Genomic DNA, 24,483 nt, shown 5'->3' with positions numbered 1-24,483 from the left:
AGGCAGGTATAGCCGACGGCAACGGAGGGCATCGATGAATCATCGTACAAAAGGTTTCACGCTGCCCGAGTTGTTGGCTGCGGTCGCCGTGCTGGTGATCCTTATCACCCTGGCGGTGCCGGGCTTCACCCGTTCGATCCAGAGCAGCAAGGCCGACACCGAAATGGGCGATCTGCAACGGGCGATCAACTATGCGCGGCTGGAGGCGATCGACCGCGGCGTGACCACGCGGCTGCGACCGAGCGCCGGTGGCAGCGTGTGGACCGGCGAGTTGTCGGTCTACGACGGTACTGGCACTCCGGCCAATGTATTGCGGGTTGTTCCGGCGATGAGCAGCGGCGCGACTCTGACGCTACCCTCAGGAGTCACCGCACTGGATTTCAACAATCTGGGCGGTCTGGCGGCCCCGTCGACGGCGGTGGTCATCAGTTACGTGCTGGGAACGCAAAGCAGGACGCTGAACGTGTGTCTGAACGGACGAATTCAATTGGGTGGAAGTTGCGGATGAGGGCAGGGAGTAAACAGGCACAGGAAGGCATGTCGCTGATCGAGGTGCTGGTCGCGTTGCTGATTCTGACTGTCGGCATATTGGGCGCGGCAGCCGTGCAGCTCAATGCACTGAAGTACACCGACAGTTCACGGATGACCAGCCAGGCCAGTTTCATCGCCTACGACATGATGGACCGCATCCGGGCCAACGCCGCCGCTGATTACACGGTCACGCCGCCGACCTCGGGCAACCTCAGTGTCGCCCGCGATCAGGACCTCTACGACTTCACCACCAACATCGTCAATTTCGGCGGGCCGACGGCCACCGGCACGATCACCCTCAATCAGCGGGTGTACACCATCACCATCAACTGGAATGACTCGCGAGCCGCGAATGCTCCCGGCACCACACGCAGCTTCGTTCTGAGGAGTCGCGCTGCGGTCGATCCGGTGGCCACGCCATGAAGTACTACAACCGTGGTTTCGGCCTGATCGAAATGCTCATCGCTTTAGCGCTCGGGCTGATCATCGTACTGGGAGTGGTACAGACGTTCCTCGCCGCGAAAAACACCTACGTCAGCCAGAATACGGCTGCGGCGATGCAGGAAGACGCACGTTTTGTGCTGAGCAAGATGATTCAGGAACTGCGCATGGTCGGCATGTTCGGCTGCCTTGGCAGCATTAACGATGCGAGTTCCGCAGGGGATTTCAATACAGCGCAGATCACTCCGATCAGTTGGGACAACAGCAACCTCAAGCTGACCCTGGTTACCGCCGACGTCGGCGGCAATGGCGGCACCCCGACCTGGACGGTGGTCTCCGATTGCCGCAACAGCGCCACGGCGTATACCGGGTTGCGCGCGGCAGCGAGCGGGCAGATCGCCTTTCCGATCCGCCGCCTGATCTACAGCTTCAGCAACAACCAGATCCTCATGGGCACCGGCAGCGGCACCCCGGCCCAGCAAGTGTTGGTGAACAACGTCAGCGCGTTCACCGTCACTTTCGGTCTGGCCACCTCCGCCACCGATGTCGCGGCGTCCTCTTACAGCAGCAACCCCAGCGATCCGGCGCGCATCCGCAGTGTGCGCCTGAGCCTGACCCTCACCGACCCGAACAATCGGGTGGCCAATCAAACCTTCAACGTGGTTGCCGCGTTGCGCAACCGCTTGCAGTGAGGGACGGCCGATGAGGATTTCTTTGCACCAGAGGCAAACCCAGCGCGGCATGGTGCTGCTGGTCAGTCTGGTGTTCCTGTTGTTGCTGACACTGGTCGGTCTGTCATCGATGCAGAGCGCCAACCTGCAGGAAAAAATGGCCGGCAGTGTCAGCCTGCGCAATCAATCGTTTCAGACTGCCGAGGCCGCGTTGCGCATCGGTGAGAGTGCGGTGCAACTGGACAGTTATTCGCTGGCCGTGTGTGCCAGCACCACACAATGTGCACCGCCGGCGGAGTCTTCGGTGGTCAGCGCGGCGGGGCTCAATTCGACCTCGGGGGTGACGTGGATCGCCGCCGGTAGCGGGTTCTATGGTGTGCAGAACATTGGCACCACTGTGACGGCGGTGAATGTGCCGAGCAACACCTCGGCGACCCTGTATCGAGTGACTGCGGTCGGCATCGCCGGCACTTCGCGAAGCGTGGTGGAGAGTGTCTATGCGAAGTATTGAGCGCTGCTGGACACTGTTGGCGGGCATGCTGCTGAGCTTGTATCTGGCGGCACCCGCGTATGCGTTCACCCCGTCCGACTCGCCACTCTTGAGCGCTGCAGCGGTGCCACCGAACGTGATGCTGCTGATCGATGATTCCGGGAGCATGAACAGCATCATTTATGCGGCAGGATTCGACCCGAACGTCGCGCGTATACCGGCACGGCAGTGCAATGCGTTCCTTGGGCTGTGCTCGGCATTGAATGCGCCAGCAATTACCGGCGATCCGGTGTTGTTATCGAGTCTGCCGACCTCTGGTTGTTCCGGCGGTGCCTTCGCCTTCTACAACAACAGCATTGCGCCTTTGTGCCTGAAACTGCCCGATCCGGTGGGTGGCGGCAACACCCGCTACACCGGGGACTACATCGCCTACGTGGTCGGGCTGGCGATCAACACCGGCACGCGCGACTTCACCACCGGGGCGATTCCCAACGACTACCGGATCAACGTGGCGCGCAACGTGTCCACCGCGCTGGTCACCAGCAACCGTACCTTGCGCATGGGCCTGTCGACCTTCAATCCGGTCAACAGTTATAACTCGGGCAACGGCGGTTACATCGCGCGATCGATCAGCGATCTGTCACCGGTGTCCGGCAGCGTGACCCAGGCGCAGGCCGACACCAACTACAACGCGCTGATTTCATCGATCAACGGCTTGAGTGCCGTGGCCAACACGCCGCTGGCGGAAACCTATTACGAAGTCACCCGCTACATGCGTGGCTTGGCGCCGTACTACAACAGCACGCCGACGACCTATACCAGTCCGATCCAGTACCGCTGCCAGAAGAACTACGGCGTGGTCATCACCGACGGCTTGCCGACTTTCGACCGAACCTTCCCGAGCAACGATCCGCTGGGCGGCAGTTTGCCAAACTGGGACGGCATCAACAATGACGGCAATAACCTCAATGGCGATAACGAAGGCAATACGCTGTACCTGGACGACATTGCCAAATTCGCCTTCGATATCGACATGCGCTCGACAGGGACTGACGCCGCCGGCAAAAGCTGGAACGCCGTGGATTTTCCCAAGCAGAACATGAACACCTACACCGTCGGTTTTACCGCGGACAACGACATGCTTTCGGATGCGGCCAGCTATGGACAGGGCAGGTATTACCAGGCGACCGACAGCACCGGTCTCAACACCGCACTGTCCTCGGCGTTGAGCGACATTACCTCCAAGGCTGGCTCCGGTGGCAGCGGCGTCACCAGCGGCACCACGCTGGCCAGTGGCACCAGTTATTTCCAGACCAGCTACGACCCAAAGGACTGGCGCGGTACAATCAAATCCTTCGGCTTCACCTCGGCCGGCGCGGTGAACACCTCGGCAGCCTTGTGGACGAGCGACACCACCATCATTCCGGGCGCGACGGCGCCGACCTACCAATCGTGGAACACCACCAGCAACACCGCCGTCACCCTGGCCTACGGCAACTTTTCCGCGGCCCAGCAGACCACGCTCAGCCAGAGCCTGCCTGGCGGCATCAGCGGCAGCGATCTGGTGGAATGGAGCAAGGGCACCAACAAGTCCGGACTGAAGGTGCGCAGCGTATTGCTCGGCGACATCATCAACTCGCCTTTGGTGCTGGCTTCGCCCGGTGACAAAACCGCCTCCGACCTCTCGGGCGACACCACCTACACCACGTACCTGACCACCAAAGCGGCGAACATGAACTCCAGTCTGGTGGTGAATGCCAATGACGGCTTCGTCAACGTGATCAACTCGGCCAACGGCACCCGGCGCTATGCCTACATGTCGTCCAGTGTGTTGCCGTCGTTGCGGCTGATTGCCGACCCTGCGTACATCAACGGCGTCAGCCACAAGTTTCTGGTGGACGGGCAGGTCGGTGTGTATGACGCGCAAATCAACAGCGCCTGGAAAACCCTGGCCATTGGCGGCACCGGTGCCGGCGGCAAAACCTTCTATGCATTGCAGCTGTTCGACGCGTCCGCTGGGAACGTCCTCAGCGCCCTGTGGGAAGTCAGCGCGCCCGCCACGGCGAACACCGCCAACGCTTTTAATGATCTGGGTTATGCCTATGCCCGGCCGGAAGTGGCACGCTTGGCCGATGGTCGCTGGGCGGCGTTCATCGCCAATGGCTATGGCAGCAGTTCCGGTGTGGCGGCGTTGTATGTGCTGGATGTGCGTGACGGTTCGTTGATCAAGAAAATCGTGATCGACAGCACCGAAACCACCAATGGTCTGTCGTCGGTGAAGCTCAAGGTCAATTCTTCGAACGTGGTCCAGGCTGCGTACGGAGGCGACTTGAAAGGGCGCTTGTGGAAATTCGACCTCAGCGCGACCACGACCGACAGCTGGGGCGTGGCGTTTTCCGGCAAACCGTTGTTCACCACGGCGGGCGGGGCGACCCAACCGATCACTGCGCAGCCGCTGTTGGCGGACAATTCGCTGGGGGGCAAACAGGTTTTCGTTGGCACCGGCAAATTCAACGAAACCGCCGACAAGACCAACAAGGATTTGCAGGCGTTTTATTCGGTATGGGATGCCGACGGTGGTTCCGGGCAACTGACGGTCAGCAGTTTGCAGGCGCAGGCAGTGACCGGGGTGTTCTCCGGCAGCACGGGGCAGTTCATCACCACCAGCCAGAACGACACGACTTATCCCGGGGAGAAGGGCTGGTATCTGCCTTTGGTGTACAACAACGTGCTGACCGGTGAACGAGTCATCAATCAGGCCAGCCTGGTGCTGGGGCGTATCGTGTTTACCACCGCCAGTGTCGACACCACGGACCCGTGTGCCAGTTTCGGTACCGGCAAACTGGTCGAACTCGATGCGTTCAGCGGTAAGATGCTCAACTACGCGGTGCTCGATACCAACGCCGATGGTGTGGTCGACAGCAACGACACGATTTCCAGCGGCGTGGTGTTCACCGGCGGGATCCCGACCCTGAACGCCATCGTCAACGGCGCGACGCGCAAGATCGTCAACGATTCCAGTGGCAGCGTCACCACGCTGGTGGAAAAATCCGGCGGCGGCAGCCGTCGTATCATGTGGCGACAAATACAGTAAGTGAGAGTTTGAGGCATGCGCAGATTCAACCGAGGCTTCACCCTGATCGAAATCATGATTGTGATTGCGATCATCGGGATCATCATCACCATCGCCGCACCGAGCTACACCGAATACCTGAAAAAGGGGCGGCGCGCCGAGGTGGTCTCGCTGCTTTCGGAACAGGCGCAGATCCTCGAGCGTTTCTATACGAAGAACAACGTCTACACCGGCATTACCGGCCTGAGCACGGGCAATGATTTCTACACCGTCACCCCGACGATCGCCGACCAGACCTTCCTGCTGACCGCCACCCGCAAGGCTGGTACCGCCATGGCGACCGACAAGTGCGGGGACTTCACCCTGACCAACACCGGCGTCAGAAGCATGAACAACGCTACCACCGGGCTGACCACCAAGGATTGCTGGGGCCGCTGAGGTACTTTCTTTCAGGCGCCCTTTGCGCCCACTGTCTTTTTTACGGTTGGATCAAACATGACCAGGCAACAGCAAGTGGTGATTGTCGGTGGCGGGGTGATTGGCCTGCTGACCGCCTACAACCTCGCCTCCGAAGTGCGCAGCGTGGTGCTGCTGGATCGCTCGAATGTCGGCCAGGAATCGTCCTGGGCCGGTGGCGGCATCGTTTCCCCGCTGTACCCGTGGCGCTACAGCCCGGCAGTCACCGCGCTGGCGCATTGGTCGCAGGATTTTTATCCACAGCTGGGCGAGCGCCTGTTTGCCGATACCGGCGTTGATCCCGAAGTGCACACCACCGGCCTGTACTGGCTGGACCTGGACGATGAAGCCGAGGCGCTGGCCTGGGCCGAGCGGGAAAACCGTCCGCTGCGGGCTGTGGATATCTCGGCAGCACACGACGCCGTCCCGGTGCTGGGCGGCGGATTTTCGCGGGCGATCTACATGGCCGATGTGGCCAATGTCAGAAACCCGCGTCTGGTGAAGTCGCTGAAAGCGGCGTTACTGGCGCTGCCGAACGTGACCCTTCACGAGCAATGCGAAGTCAGCGGATTTGTCCGCGAGGGCGAGAAGGTCGTTGGCGTTGAGACGTCCAAGGGCCTGATCAGCGGCGACCAGGTGGTACTGACGGCCGGAGCATGGAGCGGTGATCTGCTCAAGACCCTGGACCTGACCCTGCCGGTGGAACCGGTCAAAGGCCAGATGATTCTCTACAAGTGCGCGGCGGATTTCCTGCCGAGCATGGTGCTGGCCAAGGGGCGTTATGCGATTCCACGTCGTGACGGGCACATTCTGATCGGCAGTACCCTGGAGCATGAAGGCTTCGACAAGACCCCGACCGATGTCGCGCTGGAGAGCCTCAAGGCGTCGGCGATCGAGCTGTTGCCGGCGCTGGCGGAGGCCGAAGTGGTGGGGCATTGGGCGGGTTTGCGCCCGGGTTCGCCGGAGGGGATTCCTTACATCGGGCGAGTGCCGGGCTTTGACGGCTTGTGGCTGAACTGCGGGCATTACCGCAACGGGCTGGTGCTGGCGCCGGCGTCATGCCAGTTGTTTGCCGATGTGATGCTGGGGCGGGCGCCGATTATTGATCCGGCGCCGTATGCACCTGAAGGCCGGTTTTAAGGCAAAAGCAAAAGATCGCAGCCTGCGACAACTCCTATAGGAAACGCATTCCAGGGTAGGAGCTGGCGCAGGCTGCGATCTTTTAACGGCTCAATCCAGGCCGAGTTTCTTCAGCCTGTAGCGCATCGACCGAAACGACAGACTCAACCGCTGCGCCGCTGCCGTGCGATTCCAGCGCGTTTCCTCCAGCGCTTGCAGGATCAGTTTGCGCTCGACGTTCTCCAGATAATCCTCAAGGTTGTCGACCTGCGTCAGGTCGGCAATACCGCCCTCGACCGTGCAATTCCCTTCGCTCAGGCGCAGATCCTCAGCCTCGATTACCTGGTTTTCGCACAGCGTGTGCGCACGTTCGAGGACATTCTCCAGTTCCCGTACATTCCCCGGAAAGCGGTAGCTCTTCAGCGCCACAAGCGCCTGCGGGTGCAGACGGGCAGCCGGCTGGCCGCTGCCGCTGGCCAGGCGCTGGAGCATGTGCGCGGCCAGTACTTCGATGTCGTCGCGTCGTTCGCGCAGAGACGGCACCCGTAGCTCGATCACGTTCAACCGGTAATACAGGTCCTGGCGAAAGCGTTCGGCGGCGACTTCTGCTTCGAGATCCTTGTGCGTGGCGCAAAGAATGCGCACGTCGACCACGGTTTCCTGCTGGCCGCCGATGCTGCGCACGGCTTTTTCCTGAATCGCCCGCAGCAGTTTTACTTGCATCGACAGTGGCAGGTCCGCCACTTCGTCGAGAAACAGGGTGCCACCTTGCGCGGCCTGAAACAGGCCTGGTTTGTCGTCCACTGCGCCGGTGAAGCTGCCTTTGCGATGCCCGAAAAACTCGCTCTCCATCAGCTCCGACGGAATCGCTCCGCAATTGACTGGCACAAACGGCTGTTGAGCGCGCGGCCCCTGTTCGTGGATCAGTCGCGCGACCAGCTCTTTGCCGCTGCCGGATTCGCCGCTGATATAAACCGGTGCCTGACTGCGGGCTAGCTTGTCGATTTGTTTGCGCAAAGCGCGCATCGGCGGCGAGTCGCCCAGCAGTCGGCGGTCGATCGACGTAACGCTGCCGCCGGTGGCAGGCATGCGCAGCGCGGTGTTGACCAGTTCTCGCAGGCGCGTGAGGTCAACCGGTTTGGTGAGAAAGTCGAAGGCCCCGGCCTTCAGGGCGTTGATTGCGGTTTCCAGGCTGCCGTATGCGGTGATCATCGCCACCGGCACTTGTGGATGACGTTGCTGGATGTGCTGCACCAGCTCCAGCCCTGTGCCGTCCGGCAGGCGCATGTCGGTCAGGCACAGGTCGAACGCAGTGCGCTGCAACAGCGCCTGGGCTTCGCCGAGGTTGCGCGCGCTGAAGGTGTCGAGTTTCATCCGTCCCAGGGTGATTTCCAGGAGTTCGCGGATATCCGGCTCGTCGTCGACGATGAGGATTTTTTGCCGTGGGCTCGTGTTCAACTTTGTTTCCGTCCGTGAGCAAAGGTGATGCGAAAGCAGCCGCCGCCTTGGCGTGGTTTGAAGTCTAGGCGCGCCTGGTTGCTTTCGCACAGCTCACGGGACAGATAAAGACCAAGGCCGGTGCCCTGGCTGCTGGTGGTGAAGAATGGTTCGAACAGATGCGGTTGTTGATCCAGCGGCACGCCGGGACCGTTGTCCTGGACTTCGAGCACCGCCAGCTGGCTGCCGGGGTCGATGAACAGCGCCAGCCAGACTTCGGCCGGATCATGCAGCAGAGCGCTGTGGCGCCAGCCATTGCGTAACAGATTGTCGAGAATCTGCGTGAGCTGGTCCGGGTCCATCAGCGTGACGAAGTCCCCGGAATTGATCTGCAAATGAATCGATTGCCGATCATTGGCCTGTTCGCGGCTCTCGGCGACGAACTGTTCCAGCCACGGCTTGAGATCCAGGCGTTGCGGTGCACTCTGCTGGCGACGCGACAGTTGCAGGACGTTTTCGATGACTCGGTTCATGCGCTGGGAGTGGTCTTGAATGATCTGCGTCAGACGCCGATCCGCGCTATCGAGTTCCTCGGACTCGGCCAATAGCTGTGCGGCGTGACTGATGGCGCCCAGCGGATTGCGGATTTCATGGGAGATGCCGGCGGTCAGGCGCCCTAGCGCGGCGAGCTTGAGTTGCTGGGCCTGCTGTGCGACGTGCGCCAGATCTTCGAGAAACACCAGGGTTTGCTGGTTGGGGCTCTGGTCGAGGGCGATGAAGTTCGGTTGCAGCTCCAGGCCATTGCCGGGAATCTTCAGGCTCTGCGGGCGCAGCGTGGGATTGTTCAGCCATAACTGCAGGCGATCGACCAAGGGCTTGGAGTAGTCGTCGATCAGATGGCCTTCAAGGTGCGACTGGGCCAGCAGACTTTTGGCGCTGTGATTGGCCAGTTGCACCCGGCGTTGGTCGTCGAGCACCAGGATGCCGGTGCGCATGCGTTGCAGAATCAGGGCGTTGAGGGCTTCGAGGCTAATGACTTCGCTGGCGCGCTGCTCGGCGAGGTGCTCGCTGACTTCCAGGCGCCGGACCAGGCCCCGGACCAGCAGCGATGCAGCAAAACACAGGGCGCCGAGGGTGCCGGCCTGCAGGTAGTCATTGGCACTCAGCGGATGGCTGAAACTCAGCAGGAAACTTGATCCGACAATCCCGAGTGCGCCAATGGCGGCAATCAGCAGGCCGATGCGGCGGCGCAGCAGGGTGTTACTGATCGCCACCGAAACAATCAGCAGGTTGCCGATGGCACTGCCCACGCCGCCCGCTGCGTAGAACAACCCGCACAGCAGCAGAACATCCACCAGCGCCAGGCTGAACAGTTGCGTCGGCCGCCGGGTATTTTCCAGAAACACCACCAACAGGATGTTCAGCACCAGATACAACCAGCTGCCGCTGCGCAGCAGATCGTCGTCGGCCGACGTCAGCAGGCGGTTGTCCATGTTGCTGGAGATCAGCAACACCAGCGTGATGCCGACGCTTAAACGGTAGAGATGATAAAGGCGCAGCAGGCGCTGAGCCTGTTTACGGTCAGCGTTGGCGGCCTCAGCGATCACTGGAGCCTGGGCCTTGCTCAAGGTGAGCCTGGCTGCAATACCATTGTTGCTGAAGGTTCAGCGCACGATCACGGGGCAGGTGCACGCCGCAATGGGCGCAGCGCACCATCGGCGCGGCGTCTTGCTCGCGGGGCGATTGTGCAGGCGAGGCGGGCGCCTTGAATTTGCGCCACAGCCATACCGCAGCGAAAATCAGGACAATCCAGAACAGTAAACGAAGCATGATGGGCGGCTTTTCGGCTAATGATTCGGCAGTTTAGCCAAGGAGCCGGCAGGCGCACAGACTATTAATGCGCAGCCACAAAAAAGGGAGATCCGCAGATCTCCCTTTTCTGTACATCCGGTGTGATCAGTCGAACACGCCGAAGGTCATGTAGCTGAACCACGAACGGTCGGTGTTGCTCGACTCGGGCTCCGGCTCTTCGATCACGTCGCCGTTTTCGTCTTTAGGCTTGAGCTCGTTCGGGATCGCATCTTTCGCGTCCTGGAACTGCTTCTGCACGTCCTGGTTGGCGCGGGTTTCTCCCGGCGGCAGCGGTGGACGCGATTCGATCAGGCCCAGGGTGGCCTTGCTCAGGAACGAACGGTTGTCGGATTCGGCAACCGAAGGCACGAACTGGCCGTCCTGCAGGCTTGGGTGGTTCGGGTAGTTGAGCTTCAGCGTTTCCAGGCTGGTGGCGGCCAGTTCGTCCAGGTGCAGACGCTGGTAAGCCTCGGTCATCACCGCCAGGCCGTCGCCGACCGATGGGGTTTCCTGGAAGTTTTCCACTACGTAACGGCCACGGTTGGCGGCAGCAACGTACGCCTGACGGGTCAGGTAGTAGTCGGCCACGTGGATTTCGTAGGCCGCCAGCAGGTTGCGCAGGTAGATCATGCGCTGCTTGGCGTCCGGCGCGTAGCGGCTGTTCGGGTAGCGGCTGGTCAGCTGGGCGAACTCGTTGTACGAGTCGCGGGCAGCGCCCGGGTCACGCTTGGTCATGTCCAGCGGCAGGAAGCGCGCCAGCAGGCCGACGTCCTGGTCGAACGAGGTCAGGCCCTTGAGGTAGTAGGCGTAGTCCACGTTCGGGTGCTGTGGGTGCAAACGGATAAAACGCTCGGCGGCGGATTTGGCAGCTTCCGGCTCGGAGTTTTTATAGTTGGCGTAAATCAGTTCAAGCTGTGCCTGATCCGCGTAGCGACCGAACGGATAGCGCGACTCCAGAGCCTTCAGCTTGGCTGTGGCGCTGGTATAGCTGTTGTTGTCCAGGTCGGTCTGAGCCTGCTGGTACAGCTCGGCTTCGCTCAGGTTTTCGTCGACGACTTCCTTCGATGAGCAAGCAGCGGTCAATGCGAGGATGGCGATCAGCAGCAGGTGTTTCACTTGCATGGCGGCTTGCGTCCCTATGACGGCCGCTGTCTTGGGCGGGGCCGTCCTGTTATGATGAGCGCCCCGTTGAAAAGCCTCGGGGCAAAAGACGCCGTATTTAACCACAAGCGCGCAGCCGAAACCAAAGGCTGTGCCGACGCCCAGTCAGAGCATGTCCGATAAAATTGAACTTCGCGCAGAGGTGCCGTCCGATTTGGGCGGCCAACGCCTCGATCAAGTCGCCGCCCAACTCTTCGCTGAGCACTCACGCTCGCGCCTTTCCGCCTGGATCAAAGAAGGTCGCCTGACTGTGGACGGGGCGGTCATCCGCCCGCGCGACATCGTGCATGGCGGTGCCATCCTTGAGCTGACTGCCGAGCAGGAAGCCCAGGGCGAGTGGATCGCCCAGGACATCGAGCTCGACATCGTCTATGAAGACGACGACATCCTGGTGATCAACAAGCCTGCGGGCCTGGTGGTGCACCCGGCTGCCGGCCATGCCGATGGCACCTTGCTCAACGCTTTGCTGCACCACGTGCCGGACATCATCAATGTCCCGCGCGCCGGTATCGTGCATCGTCTGGACAAGGACACCACCGGTCTGATGGTGGTGGCCAAGACCATTCAGGCGCAGACCAAGCTCGTTGCCCAGCTGCAAAGCCGCAGCGTCAGCCGGATCTACGAGTGCATCGTGATCGGCGTGGTCACCGCCGGGGGCAAGATCAACGCCCCGATCGGTCGTCACGGCCAGCAGCGCCAGCGTATGGCCGTGATGGAAGGCGGTAAGCCGGCCGTCAGTCACTACCGCGTGCTGGAGCGTTTCCGTTCCCACACCCATGTGCGGGTAAAACTGGAAACCGGCCGGACCCACCAGATCCGCGTGCACATGTCGCACATCAACTTCCCGTTGGTCGGCGATCCGGCGTACGGCGGTCGTTTCCGCATTCCGCCCGCCGCGAACCCGACCATGGTCGAGTCGCTCAAGCACTTCCCGCGTCAGGCCCTGCACGCGCGCTTCCTTGAGCTGGATCATCCGACCACTGGTGAACGCATGAGCTGGGAATCGCCGCTGCCGGAAGATTTCGTCTGGTTGCTGACCCTGCTCAAGCAGGATCGCGAGGCATTCGTCGGATGAACTGGCTGACGCCGGACTGGCCTGCGCCGGCCAGCGTCAAGGCCTGTGTCACCACCCGCGAGGGGGGTGTCAGCGAGGCGCCGTTCGACAGCCTCAATCTGGGGGATCATGTCGATGATCGCCCGGAAGCGGTGGCCGAGAATCGTCGGCGTCTGACCGATCACTTCTCTATAAAGCCTGCCTGGTTGCAGCAAGTGCACGGGATTGCCGTGGCCCATGCTGATCCGGGCGTGGTGGCCAGCGCTGACGCCAGCTGGACGGACACCCCGGGCATTGCCTGCGCGGCGATGACGGCAGATTGTCTGCCGGCGTTGTTCTGCGATCGTGCCGGCACTCGCGTGGCGGCGGCTCATGCCGGTTGGCGCGGGTTGGCGGCAGGTGTGCTGGAAGCCACCCTCGATCACCTCGATACGGCTCCGGCCGACGTAATGGTCTGGCTCGGCCCGGCCATCGGTCCGAAAGCCTTTGAAGTCGGCCCGGAAGTACGCGAAGTCTTCGTCAATCAACTCCCCGAAGCGGCATCCGCCTTCGTCCCTAGCCACAATGCTGGCAAGTTCATGGCCGACATCTACCTGCTGGCGCGCCTGCGTCTGGCTGAGCGAGGTGTCACTGCGGTTTATGGTGGCGGTTTCTGCACCGTGACCGATCCGCGCTTCTTTTCTTACCGCCGTGCGTCGCGCACCGGCCGGTTTGCCTCTCTGGTTTGGCTCACCCGCTAAGCTTGTCTGATCTACATCAATCTCCCGACGCTTGAATCTCTCAGAATCGACCGCATCTACAGTGGTATCTGGCAGGTTTCTTTATTCAGGATGGTTTTTAGGTCCGGCCTGCTCAAAAGGAAGGTGACCCATGCGTATAGACCGTTTAACCAGCAAACTTCAGTTGGCGTTGTCCGACGCCCAATCCTTGGCCGTCGGCCACGATCATCCGGCCATCGAGCCGGCGCACTTGATGCAAGCGATGCTTGAACAGCAGGGTGGTTCGATCAAACCTCTGCTGATGCAAGTAGGCTTCGACGTCAACAGCCTGCGAAAAGAGCTGACCAAAGAGCTCGACCAATTACCGAAAATCCAGAACCCGACAGGCGACGTCAACATGTCGCAGGATCTGGCGCGCCTGCTCAATCAGGCCGATCGTCTGGCCCAGCAGAAGGGCGACCAGTTCATTTCCAGTGAGCTGGTGTTGCTCGCCGCGATGGACGAGAACAGCAAACTCGGCAAATTGCTGCTCGGTCAGGGCGTGAGCAAGAAAGCCCTGGAAAACGCGATCAACAACCTGCGTGGTGGTGAGGCGGTCAATGACGCCAACCATGAGGAGTCGCGTCAGGCACTGGACAAGTACACCGTTGACCTGACCAAGCGCGCCGAAGATGGCAAGCTCGATCCGGTGATCGGCCGTGACGACGAAATTCGCCGCACCATCCAGGTTCTGCAACGCCGCACCAAGAACAACCCGGTGCTGATCGGTGAGCCTGGCGTGGGTAAAACCGCGATTGCCGAAGGTCTGGCCCAGCGCATCATCAACGGCGAAGTGCCGGACGGTCTCAAGGGCAAACGTCTGCTGTCGCTGGACATGGGCGCGCTGATTGCCGGTGCCAAGTATCGCGGCGAGTTCGAAGAGCGCCTCAAGTCGCTGCTCAATGAGCTGTCCAAGCAAGAAGGGCAGATCATCCTGTTCATCGACGAACTGCACACCATGGTCGGCGCTGGTAAGGGCGAAGGCTCGATGGATGCTGGCAACATGCTCAAACCGGCACTGGCGCGCGGCGAGCTGCATTGCGTCGGCGCGACCACGCTCAACGAGTACCGCCAATATATAGAGAAGGATGCGGCGCTTGAGCGGCGTTTCCAGAAAGTCCTGGTGGACGAGCCGAGCGAAGAAGACACCATCGCCATCCTGCGTGGCCTCAAGGAGCGTTATGAGGTTCACCACAAGGTGGCGATCACCGACGGCGCGATCATCGCCGCTGCCAAGCTCAGCCATCGCTACATCACTGACCGGCAGTTGCCGGACAAGGCCATCGACCTGATCGACGAGGCCGCCAGCCGTATCCGCATGGAGATCGACTCCAAGCCGGAAGTGCTGGATCGTCTGGAGCGTCGCCTGATTCAGTTGAAGGTCGAATCCCAGGCACTGAAGAAAGAAAGCGATGAAGCGGCGATGAAGCGCCTGGAAAAACTTCAGGAAGAAATTGTCCGCCTCGAACGTGAGTACTCGGATCTGGAAGAAATCTGGAACTCGGAAAAAGCCGAGGTGCAGGGTTCTGCGCAGATTCAGCAAAAGATCGAGCAATCGCGTCAGGAGCTGGAAGCCGCACGCCGTAAAGGCGACCTCAACCGCATGGCCGAATTGCAGTACGGGGTGATCCCGGATCTGGAGCGCAGCCTGCAAATGGTCGACCAGCACGGCAAGAGCGAAAACCAGTTGCTGCGCAGCAAGGTGACCGAAGAGGAAATCGCCGAAGTCGTTTCGAAGTGGACCGGTATTCCGGTTTCGAAAATGCTCGAAGGCGAGCGCGACAAGCTGATGAAAATGGAAAGCCTGTTGCACCAGCGCGTGATCGGTCAGGACGAGGCGGTAGTGGCCGTGGCCAACGCGGTACGGCGTTCCCGTGCCGGGCTGGCGGATCCGAATCGTCCGAGCGGCTCGTTCATGTTCCTCGGCCCGACCGGTGTCGGTAAAACCGAGCTGTGCAAGGCGCTGGCCGAATTCCTCTTTGATACGGAAGAGGCGATGGTGCGGATCGACATGTCCGAGTTCATGGAGAAACATTCCGTGGCGCGGCTGATCGGTGCGCCACCGGGCTACGTCGGCTACGAGGAGGGCGGTTACCTGACCGAAGCGGTGCGTCGCAAGCCTTACTCGGTGATTCTGCTGGACGAGGTCGAGAAGGCTCACCCGGACGTGTTCAACATCCTGCTGCAGGTGCTGGAGGATGGGCGTCTGACTGACAGCCACGGGCGCACGGTGGATTTCCGCAATACCGTGATCGTCATGACCTCGAACCTCGGTTCGTCGCAGATCCAGGAGCTGGTGGGTGACCGTGAGGCGCAGCGTGCAGCGGTGATGGACGCGCTGACCAGCCACTTCCGTCCCGAGTTCATCAACCGGGTCGATGAAGTGGTGATCTTCGAGCCATTGGCGCGGGATCAGATCGCGGGCATTACCGAGATCCAGCTGGGCCGTCTGCGCAGTCGTCTGGCCGAGCGCGAGCTGAAGCTGGAACTCAGCCCGGAAGCGATGGACAAGCTGATTGCCGTCGGTTACGACCCGGTCTATGGCGCACGTCCACTCAAGCGTGCGATCCAGCGCTGGATCGAAAACCCGTTGGCGCAGTTGATCCTGTCGGGGCATTTCATGCCGGGCGAGACGGCAACCGGCAAAGTGGTGAACGACGAAATCGTTTTCGACTGAGCCTCAATGCCAATGAAATAAGGAAGGCCTCGCTTTGTGAGGCCTTTTTTTCGTTAGGCTGTTGAACTCTAAGGAAAAGGCTTGTAAAGTGCGCCCCGCAGTCAGTCACCGGCAGCGTTTCAACCCACTGGGTTGAAAACTGAAATAAGTTGCAAATCATTAACTTGAAAGCAATTTAGGGGGTTGACAGAGGTGTTCTAGGTTGTAGAATAGCGCGCCTCAGACACACGAACGCAGCGATGCGAAAACGGTGTCGAGAAGCTTCAAGTTTCACCGTTGTAAATTGAAATATGTAGTTCCGTGATAGCTCAGTCGGTAGAGCAAATGACTGTTAATCATTGGGTCCCAGGTTCGAGTCCTGGTCACGGAGCCAATTTCAAACCGGGGTATAGCGCAGTCCGGTAGCGCGCCTGCTTTGGGAGCAGGATGTCAGGAGTTCGAATCCCCTTACCCCGACCATTTTTGGGTCGTTAGCTCAGTTGGTAGAGCAGTTGGCTTTTAACCAATTGGTCGTAGGTTCGAATCCCACACGACCCACCATTTTTGAAACCAGTTAACACTGGGATCGAATCTTAAGATCAGAGGCCAAAAGCGCTGATCGAAGAAGGCGATCTTTGAAAGGTCGCCTTTTTTTTACCGGGGTATAGCGCAGTCCGGTAGCGCGCCTGCTTTGGGAGCAGGATGTCAGGAGTTCGAATCCCCTTACCCCGACCATATTAAAAATCCTCGTATCGAAAGATACGGGGATTTTTTTTGCCCTCGCGAAAGACAAATCCCTTCAAGTCATCGTACAACTTGCCGATAGCCCGCTAACGAGAGGGGACTGCCGCGGTTCGCCCCTTCTATCTGCCAATAAAAGAATAAGGGCGTTCGTCATGTTGCTTCGTCAGTTGAATATTGCTCCACGTGCCGCACTGGGTTTTGCCCTGATCGCAGTATTGGTGGCGTTGCTTGGCGTCTTTGCATTGGGACAGATGTCGAGTATCCGCGACAGTGAAGTCGCGGTGGAGAGTCAGTGGCTGCCCAGCATTCGCGGCGGTGACGAGATTCGTGAGTTGATGTTGCGGATCCGCACGATTTCCCTGCGCATGGCGCTTGATCAGGATCCGAAGAGTATCGCGACGTACCGCAGCCAGATGGACACTCGTGACAAGGAGCTGAGCGAGAAGATCGCCGCCTACGACAAACTGGTGATTACGCCGCAAGGCCAGCAGCTCTATGACCAGTTTAAAAAAACTTTCGCGGCGTATCGTACCGGGATCGCGCAATCCTTCACCCTTGCCGATCAAGGCAAGCGTGACGAACTGACCCGGCTGCTGTTGATTGATATGAAAACCGTGGTCGACGGCTCTGGCAAGCAACTCAATGACCTGGCGGACCTGTTCGCGAAACAGGTTGCCGCTGAAAGCCAGAAATCCGCCGACCATTACCAGACGTCGCGCACCATCGTCAGTCTGTTCATCGCGCTGGCGGCGCTGGCCACGGTGGCGCTGGCCATGTTTCTCACCCGCAGCATCGTCCATCCGTTGAGCACAGCAGTGGGCGCCGCAGAAAGCGTGGCCCGTGGCGATCTGACCCGACCGATTGAAACCCACGGCAACGATGAGGTCAGCCGTTTGCTCAAAGCGCTGGCGACCATGCAGCAGAACTTGCGGGAAACGCTGCTAGGCATCAGCGGTTCGGCCACGCAACTGGCGAGCGCTGCCGATGAACTCAATGCGGTGACACTCGACAGCACACAAGGCCTGCAACAACAGAACAACGAAATCGAACAGGCAGCCACAGCGGTCAATGAAATGACCACGGCCGTTGAAGAAGTCGCTCGCAATGCCGTGTCGACGTCCGATGCCACCCGTCAATCCAGTGAGTCGGCGCAACTGGGGCAGGCGCGGGTCAGTGAAACAGCCACGGCCATCAATGCGCTGGCCGGCGATGTACAGCACACAGGCGAGTTGGTGCAATCGTTGGCCAACCAGTCACAGGACATCGGCAAAGTACTGGATGTCATCCGTGCCATTGCCGAGCAGACCAACCTGCTGGCGCTCAATGCGGCCATCGAGGCGGCCCGCGCAGGGGAGAGCGGAAGAGGTTTTGCGGTGGTCGCCGATGAGGTTCGGGCGCTGGCCTATCGCACGCAGCAATCGACTCAGGAGATCGAGCAGATGGTGCAGGGCATGCGCAGTGGTTCGAGCCTGGCGCTGGATTCGATGCAGGCCAGTGCTGCACGGGCCACTACCACGTTGGCGTTGGCTGAGCGCGCCGGGGAGGCGCTGGAAACCATCACCGCTTCGGTGCATGAGATCCATGAGCGCAATCTGGTGATCGCCAGTGCCGCCGAAGAGCAGGCACAAGTTGCGCGGGAAGTGGATCGCAATCTGGTCAACATTCGCGACCTGTCGGTACGCTCGGCGGCGGGTGCCGATCAGACCAGTGCGTCGAGTCACGAACTGTCGCAACTGGCCAACGCGCTGCAAGGCATGGTGCGGCGCTTTCAGCTGTAATCGACAGCCAAAAAAGACGGGTGGAGATCCACTGCAGGAGTAAGCCTGCTCGCGATAGCGGTCTGTCATTCACCGCTTCGTTGCCTGAACCACCGTCATCGCGAGCAGGCTCACTCCTACATTTATTGCCGTCGTCTGCTGATTTTGCGGGCAGCGCAAAACAGTGTGGGAGCGTGGCTTGCCCGCGAAAGCGCCGGATCAGTCGACATCTTCGCCGACTGACCGACCGCTATCGCGGGCAAGCCAGCTCCCACAGGTTTTGGTTTTAGTGCAGCTTCAGGCGTGGCTCGGTCCCGCGACCGATCTTGCTGCCCAGCATTAGCATCGCCGTGCGGAACGGCCCGTACAGCGCCATCTGGTGCATGCGGTACAGCGACACGTAAAACATCCGCGCCAGCCAGCCCTCCAGCATCACGCTGCCGGTCAGGTTGCCCATCAAGTTACCCACAGCCGAAAAACGCGACAGCGAAATCAGCGAGCCGTAGTCGGTGTACTTGTACTCCGGCAGGGATTTGCCTTCGATGCGCAGCTTCAGCGATTTGGCCAGCAGCGACGCCTGTTGGTGCGCGGCTTGCGCACGCGGCGGCACGTTGCGGTCCGAACCCGGTTGCGGGCAGGCCGCGCAGTCGCCGAAGGCGAAGATGTTTTCATCGCGAGTGGTCTGCAGCGTCGGCAGCACCTGCAGCTGATTGATGCGGTTGGTTTCCAGGCCGTCGATGTCCTTGAGGAAACCCGGCGCACGAATACCCGCTGCCCAGACTTTCAGGCTGGCCTTGATCACATTGCCATCGGCAGTGATCAGGCTGTCGGCCGTCACTTCGCTGACCGCCGCGTTGGTCATCACATTGACCCCGAGTTTCTCCAGGGTTTTGTGTACCGGTCCGCTGATGCGCTCCGGCAGGGCTGGCAACACCCGTGGGCCGGCTTCGATCAGAGTGATGTGCATGTTTTCCGGTTTGATCCGGTCCAGACCGTATGCCGCCAGCTCATGCGCCGCGTTGTGCAATTCTGCCGCCAGTTCGACACCGGTGGCGCCGGCACCGACGATGGCCACACTGATCTGCTCGACCACATCGGTCTGCCCGGCATGGGCGCGCAGGTAGTGGTTGAGCAACTGCTGGTGGAAGCGCTCGGCCTGTTTGCGGGTGTCGAGGAACAGGCAGTGCTGTGCTGCGCCCTGGGTGCCGAAATCGTTGGTGGTGCTGCCGACGCTGATCACCAGCGTGTCATAGGCCACTTCCCGCGCCGGGACCAGCTCTACGCCGTTTTCGTCGTAGGTGGCCGCCAACTGGATTTTTTTCTGCGCGCGATCGAGCCCGCTCATGCGCCCCAGCTGGAACTCGAAGTGGTTCCATTTTGCCTGGGCAACATAGTTGAGTTCGTCTTCGGAAGAGTTCAGCGATCCGGCGGCCACCTCGTGCAGCAGTGGTTTCCAGATGTGCGTCAGGTTCGCGTCGACCAGCATCACACTGGCTGTGCCGCGTTTGCCCAGAGTCTTACCCAGACGGGTAGCCAGCTCCAGACCGCCGGCGCCGCCGCCGACAATAACAATACGATGGGACATGGGGATAACTCGCAAGGTTTTTAAAGGAAATCGGTGCGGTTACCCGAGCGAGCGCGAGGCAGCTCATAGCGTCAGGTAACTGATAAGTCGGCTCAGCAGGCCCAGACCAATGGTCACTGCCAGCACCAGCACCAGAAGCATCCACGGCCGGAAAGGCCGGCGCTCGACTCGGTGTTGGGACAATTGCAGGTACTCTTCGACATGCTTCTGGTCTTCGGGTTTCAGGCGGCTGGTCATAAAGGCCTCGTCAGGTAGACGTTGCTGAAGGTGGGGACGCTACAGCGGTTTTATCCCGGGTTGAACGCAGCATAGCCACTGGCCGGAACCGGTTCGACAGAAACACCGTCGTTGAGGCGAATGATCCCGCTTTGTAACACTCGTGCGGTAATTCCGCCATGCCCGCGTACCGCCTGAAAGGTGCCGGGGCCGAGGTTGTTTTGCAGGCGTGCGCAGGGCTGACACCAACCGGTGGTTTCGAAAATTGCCTGGCCGATGCGAAAGCGCCGGCCCTTGAGGCTGAACAGATTGATGCCGCTGATAACCAGATTGCGCCGCAGATCTTCAGGCCTCACGGGTTGATCTTCAGGCCGGCCCATCAACGCACTGATGACCGCCAGGTGTTCGAACTGAATCAGTGTGACCTGCCGCGCGTTACGCGCTCCGGGGCGGGCGTGATCGCCGGTCAACCCAGCCTCGAGCCGTGCCTCGACGGCATCGAGTTCGAGCATCGGCCCACGGGACTCCGGGCGCACGCCGATCCAGCGCACGCGGCCGGTCTGCGGGACGTCGGCGATCAACTGCTGCAGCGGCGTCACAGGCTGATCCCGACATCGAAGACGATGCTGCGTCCCAGGTTGCTGCGCAGGAAATCCGGCGCATCGGGATGGGCGAACAGCACCCGGGCGAACGTCGGGCCGACCAGCGACAGCGAACGCCAGCCCTGGCGCAGATATTCGGTGGGCGGTGGAAAGTGGCTGTTCAGATCCAGCACTTCGCGCTTGAGGCTGGCGAAGGCGATGATGTCCAGTTCGCCCAGATCCATGCCGCGTTCCTTGTAGTTGTGTGCTTTTTTGCGCAAGGTCGGCGCCAGTCGCAACAGGAACTCATTGGCCGGGATCCGCCGGGGCTTGGCTTCACGGCGCACCAGTTGGCTGAGCGAGAATGCGCTGCGCCGCCGCTGCAATTCGTCGCGCCATTCGTCGTTGAGCCGACGTCCCTCATCGAGGACGAAGAACACTTCGAAATTGGCGTCGCGAAACAGCACGTCGGGCGGCTCGCCGGCGGGGGCGAACTCGTCGGCGCGATAAGGAATGTTCAAGCCTTGCAGCAGGCGCTGGCAGACCCAACGCTCACGCTCCCATTTGCGGGCATTGGACAGGAACGCGTTGGCTTGCTCGGCCGCGATGGTCAGCAGGCGTAAATAATCTGAGTCATCCATATGCCCAAGCTTAGCGTTCAAATGCGACAAGCAGAAAGCACCATGCGGCAAAGAGCATCAGTGGGCAGGCGGAAAGGGCGGTGTAGACTGATGAAAACCGTCCATTAATGCCGAATCGAGGGGATTGAACGTGAGATATCGCTGGCTGTTGCTGTTGGCTGTTGTTCCGCTGTGGGCCCAGGCGCTTGAAATCGGCGAACGGCTGGCACCCTGGACGCTGCTGGATCAGTACGATCAAGCGTTCACCCTCGATAACCGCACCACGACGCTGCTGGTGGCGCGCGACATGGACGGTGCCAAGCTGATCAAGCAGGCGTTGAAAGACCAGCCCAAAGGCTATCTGGAAGCGCGCCACGCCGTGTTTGTCGCCGACATCCAGCGCATGCCGGCGCTGATCGCGAAGATGTTTGCGGTTCCGGCCATGCGTGACTACAGCTATCGGGTCATGCTCGACCGCGAGGGACGGGTGGCATCGCGTTATCCCGGCGCCGAAGGCTCAGTGCTGTGGCTGCAACTCAAGGAAGGCCGATTGCTCGAACAACATGAGTACACCGACGCGGCCCAACTGCACGAGGCACTGGAGAAGGCCCGCCCATGATCGGCGCGCAGCTGCTGTCATTTGAAAGCCTGACGGTGGGCTGGTTGATTTACGCACCGGTGCTGATCTGGGCGATCTGCCGTGCACCGTGGGTCGAATTGTTCAGTGACAGTCGCCGTCAGCATCTGCTGTTTGGCACCGTGTTCGCCCTGTTTCTGTTGTGGATGGTGCGCAGGGATTTCGACACCGGGGTCTCTTATCACTTCATCGGCATGACGGCGGTGACGCTGCTGCTGGACTGGCCGCTGGCGATTGTCGGCGGTCTGGTGGCGCAGCTCGGGTTGGTCATGCTCGGGCGTCAGGATCTGGCGGCGGTCGGAGTCAACGGTACGCTGCTGATCCTGCTGCCGGTGTTGATCACCGAATGCGTGGCGATCGTTGTCGAGCGCGCCCAGCCGCGTAATCCGTTCGTGTATATCTTCTGTTCCGGATTCTTTGCAGCGGCGTTGTCGGCCTTGCTGTGTCTGGTGCTCAGCCTGGGTCTGCTCTGGTACGACGGCCTGTTCGCCATGCCGGAATGGCTGGAAGACTTCCTTGGCTATCTGTGGCTGCTGATTTTTCCCGAAGCATTTATCAACGGCATGGTGATCAGCGCGCTGGTGGTGTTCAGTCCCGAGTGGCTGGAAACCTTCAACCGCACCCGCTACCTTTCAGCGCCCTGGAAGGACGACGATCCCAAGTCTTGATCCACATCAAATCCGCCTCCCGCGCGGCATTTCATGCTCGGCCAAATCCCTTCAGGAGCAGCGGCATGAGTGTGTATGAGTGGGCGAGGCAGGAAACGCGGCAGAGTCTGGAGATGGCGCTGGAGGTGGGCTTCGATCCGGGCCTGAGCCTGCGCGCCTTGCTCAGCGCGGTGGTGCAACAGAGCAAGACGGTGCGCAACGCCGAAGACCTGGCCGACGAGTTGCGCTTTCTGGCGGAAAACCTCGACGACGATCAGGACTACGGCTTTATGCGGCCCTGATCGCGATCAGTGACGCGGGTCGAAATCGCCGGAGAACATTTCGTCTTCGGCATCCGGAGCGACCGGAATCTTGTGCTCTTCCGACGCCCAGGCGCCGAGGTCGATCAGCTTGCAGCGATCGGAGCAGAACGGACGGAATTTGTTCTCGGGGGTAAATTCCACGGGGGCGCCACAGGTTGGGCATTCTACGGTCGGGATCTGGCTCATGACTGGCCTCCGGATAAAGTCAGGTAAAAGTGATGCAGGCGCTCGACTTCGCTGTGCAGCCAGGCGAGGTCGCGGTCGTTGACCACCACATCGTCGGCACGGCTCACGCGGTCTTCGCGGCTGGACTGGGCCTTGAGGATCGCCTGGACCTGCTGTTCGCTGGTCTGGTCACGCTGCAAGGTGCGTTCGATCTGCAGTTGTTGCGGGGCGTCGATCACCAGGATGCGCTGGGTCATCGCGTATTGCCCGGATTCGATCAACAGCGGCGAAACCAGAATCGCGTAAGGCGATTTTGCCAGCGCCAGATGGTGGGCGATTTCCTCGGCGATCAACGGATGCAGCAAGGCTTCGAGCCAGCGGCGTTCCTCCGGCACTTCAAAGATCAGCTGGCGCAGGGCGGCGCGGTTCAGCGTGCCATCAGCCTGCAACACCTTCGGGCCGAAGTGTTCGGCGATCTTCGCCAGCGCCGGACGTCCCGGCTCGACCACCCAGCGCGCTGCATGGTCGGCGTCGACTACATGGATCCCGAGGTCGATGAAGTGCTGGGCCGCGGCACTTTTGCCGCTGCCGATGCCGCCGGTCAGGCCGAGAATCCAGGGTTTTTCCACAGGGGTATTCATTTCAAACCGACAAACTGCCAATAGAAGTCGGTTATTTGACCACCCCAGAGCAAGGCAATCCAGCCGGCAATTGCCAGATACGGGCCAAAGGGGATCGGCGTCGAGGTTTTCTGCTCACGCAAACGCAGCAGAATTACCCCGACAACGGCTCCCACCAGCGATGACAGCAGGATCGTCAGCGGCAGAATCTGCCACCCGCCCCAGGCCCCGAGCAGCGCCAACAGCTTGAAATCGCCATGACCTATGCCGTCCTTGCCGGTCAGCAGCTTGAACAGCCAGAACACCGACCACAGCGCCATGTAACCGGCCACCGCGCCCCATAGCGCCGCGTGCAACGAGACGAACAGCCCGAAGCTGTTGACGATCAGCCCCAGCCACAGCAACGGCAACACCAGCACATCGGGCAGCAGTTGATGTTCGGTATCGATCAGGCTCATCGCCAGCAATCCCCAGGTGAGGACGATCAACAGACACGCCGCCCAGCCAAAACCCACCTGCCAGGCGACGAAGGCCGAGAGCAGGCCGCAGGCCAGTTCGGTCAGGGGATAACGTTTGCTGATCGGGGCGGCACACGCAGAACAGCGCCCGCGCAGGAACAGATAGCTGAGCAGCGGGATGTTTTCCCACGCGCGAATCCGGTGGCCGCAATGCGGGCATTCGGAGTGCGGCAGCATCAGGTTGTAGGTCGGCAGTGGCGTATCGGTCGGCAGGCCGAGGACGTCCTGGGCCTGCTGGCGCCAATCGCGCTCGAGCATTTTCGGCAGACGCCAGACCAGCACGTTGAGAAAACTGCCGACCACCAGACCCAGTAGCAGTGCGGTGAAAACAAAGGCCAGCGGATACAGACTGAAAAGTTCGTCGATAGGCAT

The 24,483-nt window shown here is 60.7% G+C and carries 25 protein-coding genes and 4 tRNA genes; 18 read left to right on the top strand and 11 right to left on the bottom strand.

Going from position 1 to position 24,483, the window contains the following annotated elements:
* Window positions 1–34: 34 nt before the first annotated feature.
* Genes KKQ10_RS20710 through thiO form a run of 7 tightly spaced genes read left to right on the top strand, consistent with a single transcriptional unit; the run spans window position 35 to window position 6,802 of the window.
* A complete protein-coding gene (locus KKQ10_RS20710) occupies window positions 35–508 on the top strand; it encodes a GspH/FimT family pseudopilin (RefSeq protein WP_215502152.1) in 474 nt (157 codons plus the stop codon).
* Complete coding sequence (pilV, locus tag KKQ10_RS20705) at window positions 505–954, top strand: type IV pilus modification protein PilV (RefSeq protein WP_215502151.1); 450 nt, start codon at window positions 505–507, stop codon at window positions 952–954. Before KKQ10_RS20710 ends, pilV begins: the two co-directional genes overlap by 4 nt.
* Complete coding sequence (locus tag KKQ10_RS20700; RefSeq protein WP_215502150.1) at window positions 951–1,664, top strand: PilW family protein; 714 nt, start codon at window positions 951–953, stop codon at window positions 1,662–1,664. The genes pilV and KKQ10_RS20700 overlap by 4 nt, the downstream gene beginning before the upstream one ends.
* 10 nt (window positions 1,665–1,674) lie before the next feature.
* Window positions 1,675–2,154 carry a pilus assembly PilX family protein gene (locus tag KKQ10_RS20695; RefSeq protein WP_127651946.1) on the top strand — a complete coding sequence of 160 codons (480 nt, stop codon included), beginning with the start codon at window positions 1,675–1,677 and terminating at the stop codon, window positions 2,152–2,154.
* The gene (locus tag KKQ10_RS20690) at window positions 2,141–5,227 is read left to right on the top strand and encodes a pilus assembly protein (RefSeq protein WP_215502149.1); all 3,087 of its coding nucleotides are present in this window, start codon (window positions 2,141–2,143) and stop codon (window positions 5,225–5,227) included. Before KKQ10_RS20695 ends, KKQ10_RS20690 begins: the two co-directional genes overlap by 14 nt.
* Window positions 5,228–5,242: 15 nt before the next feature.
* Window positions 5,243–5,644, top strand: coding sequence for a type IV pilin protein (locus KKQ10_RS20685; RefSeq protein WP_215502148.1), 402 nt, complete (start codon window positions 5,243–5,245; stop codon window positions 5,642–5,644).
* Between the two features lie 57 nt (window positions 5,645–5,701).
* Window positions 5,702–6,802 (top strand): glycine oxidase ThiO, encoded by a 1,101-nt coding sequence (gene thiO / locus KKQ10_RS20680; RefSeq protein ID WP_215502147.1) that lies wholly within the window; start codon window positions 5,702–5,704, stop codon window positions 6,800–6,802.
* A gap of 90 nt (window positions 6,803–6,892) precedes the next feature.
* Here thiO and KKQ10_RS20675 read toward each other — a convergent pair whose 3' ends face one another.
* The 4 genes from KKQ10_RS20675 to KKQ10_RS20660 all read right to left on the bottom strand — a co-directional run bounded on the left by KKQ10_RS20675 (window position 6,893) and on the right by KKQ10_RS20660 (window position 11,191).
* Window positions 6,893–8,239, bottom strand: coding sequence for a sigma-54-dependent transcriptional regulator (locus KKQ10_RS20675; RefSeq protein ID WP_215502146.1), 1,347 nt, complete (start codon window positions 8,237–8,239; stop codon window positions 6,893–6,895).
* Window positions 8,236–9,825, bottom strand: coding sequence for a sensor histidine kinase (locus KKQ10_RS20670; RefSeq protein ID WP_215502264.1), 1,590 nt, complete (start codon window positions 9,823–9,825; stop codon window positions 8,236–8,238). The genes KKQ10_RS20675 and KKQ10_RS20670 overlap by 4 nt, the downstream gene beginning before the upstream one ends.
* A complete protein-coding gene (locus tag KKQ10_RS20665; protein ID WP_127651951.1) occupies window positions 9,815–10,048 on the bottom strand; it encodes a PP0621 family protein in 234 nt (77 codons plus the stop codon). Before KKQ10_RS20665 ends, KKQ10_RS20670 begins: the two co-directional genes overlap by 11 nt.
* Before the next feature lie 126 nt (window positions 10,049–10,174).
* Window positions 10,175–11,191, bottom strand: a complete 1,017-nt coding sequence (locus KKQ10_RS20660) for an outer membrane protein assembly factor BamD (protein WP_215502145.1) — start codon at window positions 11,189–11,191, stop codon at window positions 10,175–10,177.
* Window positions 11,192–11,342: 151 nt separating this feature from the next.
* Between KKQ10_RS20660 and rluD the strand changes: the two genes are divergently transcribed.
* The 8 genes from rluD to KKQ10_RS20620 all read left to right on the top strand — a co-directional run bounded on the left by rluD (window position 11,343) and on the right by KKQ10_RS20620 (window position 18,220).
* Window positions 11,343–12,305: a 23S rRNA pseudouridine(1911/1915/1917) synthase RluD gene (gene rluD, locus KKQ10_RS20655; RefSeq protein ID WP_007963852.1), complete on the top strand. Its 963-nt coding sequence runs from the start codon at window positions 11,343–11,345 to the stop codon at window positions 12,303–12,305.
* Complete coding sequence (gene pgeF / locus KKQ10_RS20650; protein ID WP_215502144.1) at window positions 12,302–13,024, top strand: peptidoglycan editing factor PgeF; 723 nt, start codon at window positions 12,302–12,304, stop codon at window positions 13,022–13,024. Before rluD ends, pgeF begins: the two co-directional genes overlap by 4 nt.
* A 130-nt stretch (window positions 13,025–13,154) precedes the next feature.
* A complete protein-coding gene (gene clpB / locus KKQ10_RS20645) occupies window positions 13,155–15,719 on the top strand; it encodes an ATP-dependent chaperone ClpB (RefSeq protein WP_127651954.1) in 2,565 nt (854 codons plus the stop codon).
* Window positions 15,720–16,016: 297 nt separating this feature from the next.
* Window positions 16,017–16,092 (top strand) — tRNA-Asn (locus KKQ10_RS20640).
* A 9-nt stretch (window positions 16,093–16,101) separates the two neighbouring features.
* A tRNA-Pro gene (locus tag KKQ10_RS20635) sits at window positions 16,102–16,178 on the top strand.
* A gap of 5 nt (window positions 16,179–16,183) precedes the next feature.
* Window positions 16,184–16,259, top strand: a tRNA-Lys gene (locus tag KKQ10_RS20630).
* Between the two features lie 97 nt (window positions 16,260–16,356).
* A tRNA-Pro gene (locus KKQ10_RS20625) sits at window positions 16,357–16,433 on the top strand.
* 161 nt (window positions 16,434–16,594) lie between these two features.
* Window positions 16,595–18,220, top strand: a complete 1,626-nt coding sequence (locus KKQ10_RS20620; protein WP_215502143.1) for a methyl-accepting chemotaxis protein — start codon at window positions 16,595–16,597, stop codon at window positions 18,218–18,220.
* Between the two features lie 265 nt (window positions 18,221–18,485).
* On the opposite strand, the gene KKQ10_RS20615 is transcribed toward KKQ10_RS20620, so the two are convergent.
* The 4 genes from KKQ10_RS20615 to KKQ10_RS20600 form a co-directional block, all read right to left on the bottom strand.
* Window positions 18,486–19,784 carry an NAD(P)/FAD-dependent oxidoreductase gene (locus KKQ10_RS20615; protein WP_127651956.1) on the bottom strand — a complete coding sequence of 433 codons (1,299 nt, stop codon included), beginning with the start codon at window positions 19,782–19,784 and terminating at the stop codon, window positions 18,486–18,488.
* A 63-nt stretch (window positions 19,785–19,847) separates the two neighbouring features.
* The gene (locus KKQ10_RS20610; RefSeq protein WP_127651957.1) at window positions 19,848–20,021 is read right to left on the bottom strand and encodes a DUF3094 family protein; all 174 of its coding nucleotides are present in this window, start codon (window positions 20,019–20,021) and stop codon (window positions 19,848–19,850) included.
* A 50-nt stretch (window positions 20,022–20,071) separates the two neighbouring features.
* Complete coding sequence (locus tag KKQ10_RS20605) at window positions 20,072–20,599, bottom strand: MOSC domain-containing protein (RefSeq protein WP_215502142.1); 528 nt, start codon at window positions 20,597–20,599, stop codon at window positions 20,072–20,074.
* Window positions 20,596–21,222, bottom strand: a complete 627-nt coding sequence (locus KKQ10_RS20600) for a DUF1780 domain-containing protein (RefSeq protein ID WP_003228301.1) — start codon at window positions 21,220–21,222, stop codon at window positions 20,596–20,598. The genes KKQ10_RS20605 and KKQ10_RS20600 overlap by 4 nt, the downstream gene beginning before the upstream one ends.
* A gap of 130 nt (window positions 21,223–21,352) precedes the next feature.
* Between KKQ10_RS20600 and KKQ10_RS20595 the strand changes: the two genes are divergently transcribed.
* The 3 genes from KKQ10_RS20595 (at window position 21,353) to KKQ10_RS20585 (ending at window position 22,787) form a co-directional block, all read left to right on the top strand.
* Window positions 21,353–21,820, top strand: a complete 468-nt coding sequence (locus tag KKQ10_RS20595) for an FAD/FMN-containing dehydrogenase (RefSeq protein ID WP_215502141.1) — start codon at window positions 21,353–21,355, stop codon at window positions 21,818–21,820.
* On the top strand, window positions 21,817–22,506 hold the full coding sequence (locus KKQ10_RS20590; protein WP_215502140.1) for an energy-coupling factor ABC transporter permease: 690 nt from the start codon (window positions 21,817–21,819) through the stop codon (window positions 22,504–22,506). The genes KKQ10_RS20595 and KKQ10_RS20590 overlap by 4 nt, the downstream gene beginning before the upstream one ends.
* A gap of 65 nt (window positions 22,507–22,571) precedes the next feature.
* Entirely contained in the window at window positions 22,572–22,787 is a 216-nt protein-coding gene (locus KKQ10_RS20585; RefSeq protein ID WP_041065358.1) for a hypothetical protein, read from the top strand.
* A 6-nt stretch (window positions 22,788–22,793) separates the two neighbouring features.
* Here KKQ10_RS20585 and yacG read toward each other — a convergent pair whose 3' ends face one another.
* The 3 genes from yacG to KKQ10_RS20570 are packed head-to-tail and all read right to left on the bottom strand — an operon-like array spanning window position 22,794 to window position 24,483.
* Complete coding sequence (gene yacG / locus KKQ10_RS20580; RefSeq protein ID WP_127651961.1) at window positions 22,794–22,994, bottom strand: DNA gyrase inhibitor YacG; 201 nt, start codon at window positions 22,992–22,994, stop codon at window positions 22,794–22,796.
* Window positions 22,991–23,614, bottom strand: a complete 624-nt coding sequence (coaE, locus tag KKQ10_RS20575; RefSeq protein WP_127651962.1) for a dephospho-CoA kinase — start codon at window positions 23,612–23,614, stop codon at window positions 22,991–22,993. The genes yacG and coaE overlap by 4 nt, the downstream gene beginning before the upstream one ends.
* Window positions 23,611–24,483: a prepilin peptidase gene (locus tag KKQ10_RS20570; RefSeq protein WP_127651963.1), complete on the bottom strand. Its 873-nt coding sequence runs from the start codon at window positions 24,481–24,483 to the stop codon at window positions 23,611–23,613. Before KKQ10_RS20570 ends, coaE begins: the two co-directional genes overlap by 4 nt.

The sequence above is a fragment of the Pseudomonas sp. MG-9 genome, assembly GCF_018729515.1.
Lineage (GTDB): Bacteria > Pseudomonadota > Gammaproteobacteria > Pseudomonadales > Pseudomonadaceae > Aquipseudomonas > Aquipseudomonas serboccidentalis.
Note: the sequence above shows the minus strand (reverse complement) of the source record. Positions and strands in the feature narration are given on the sequence as shown.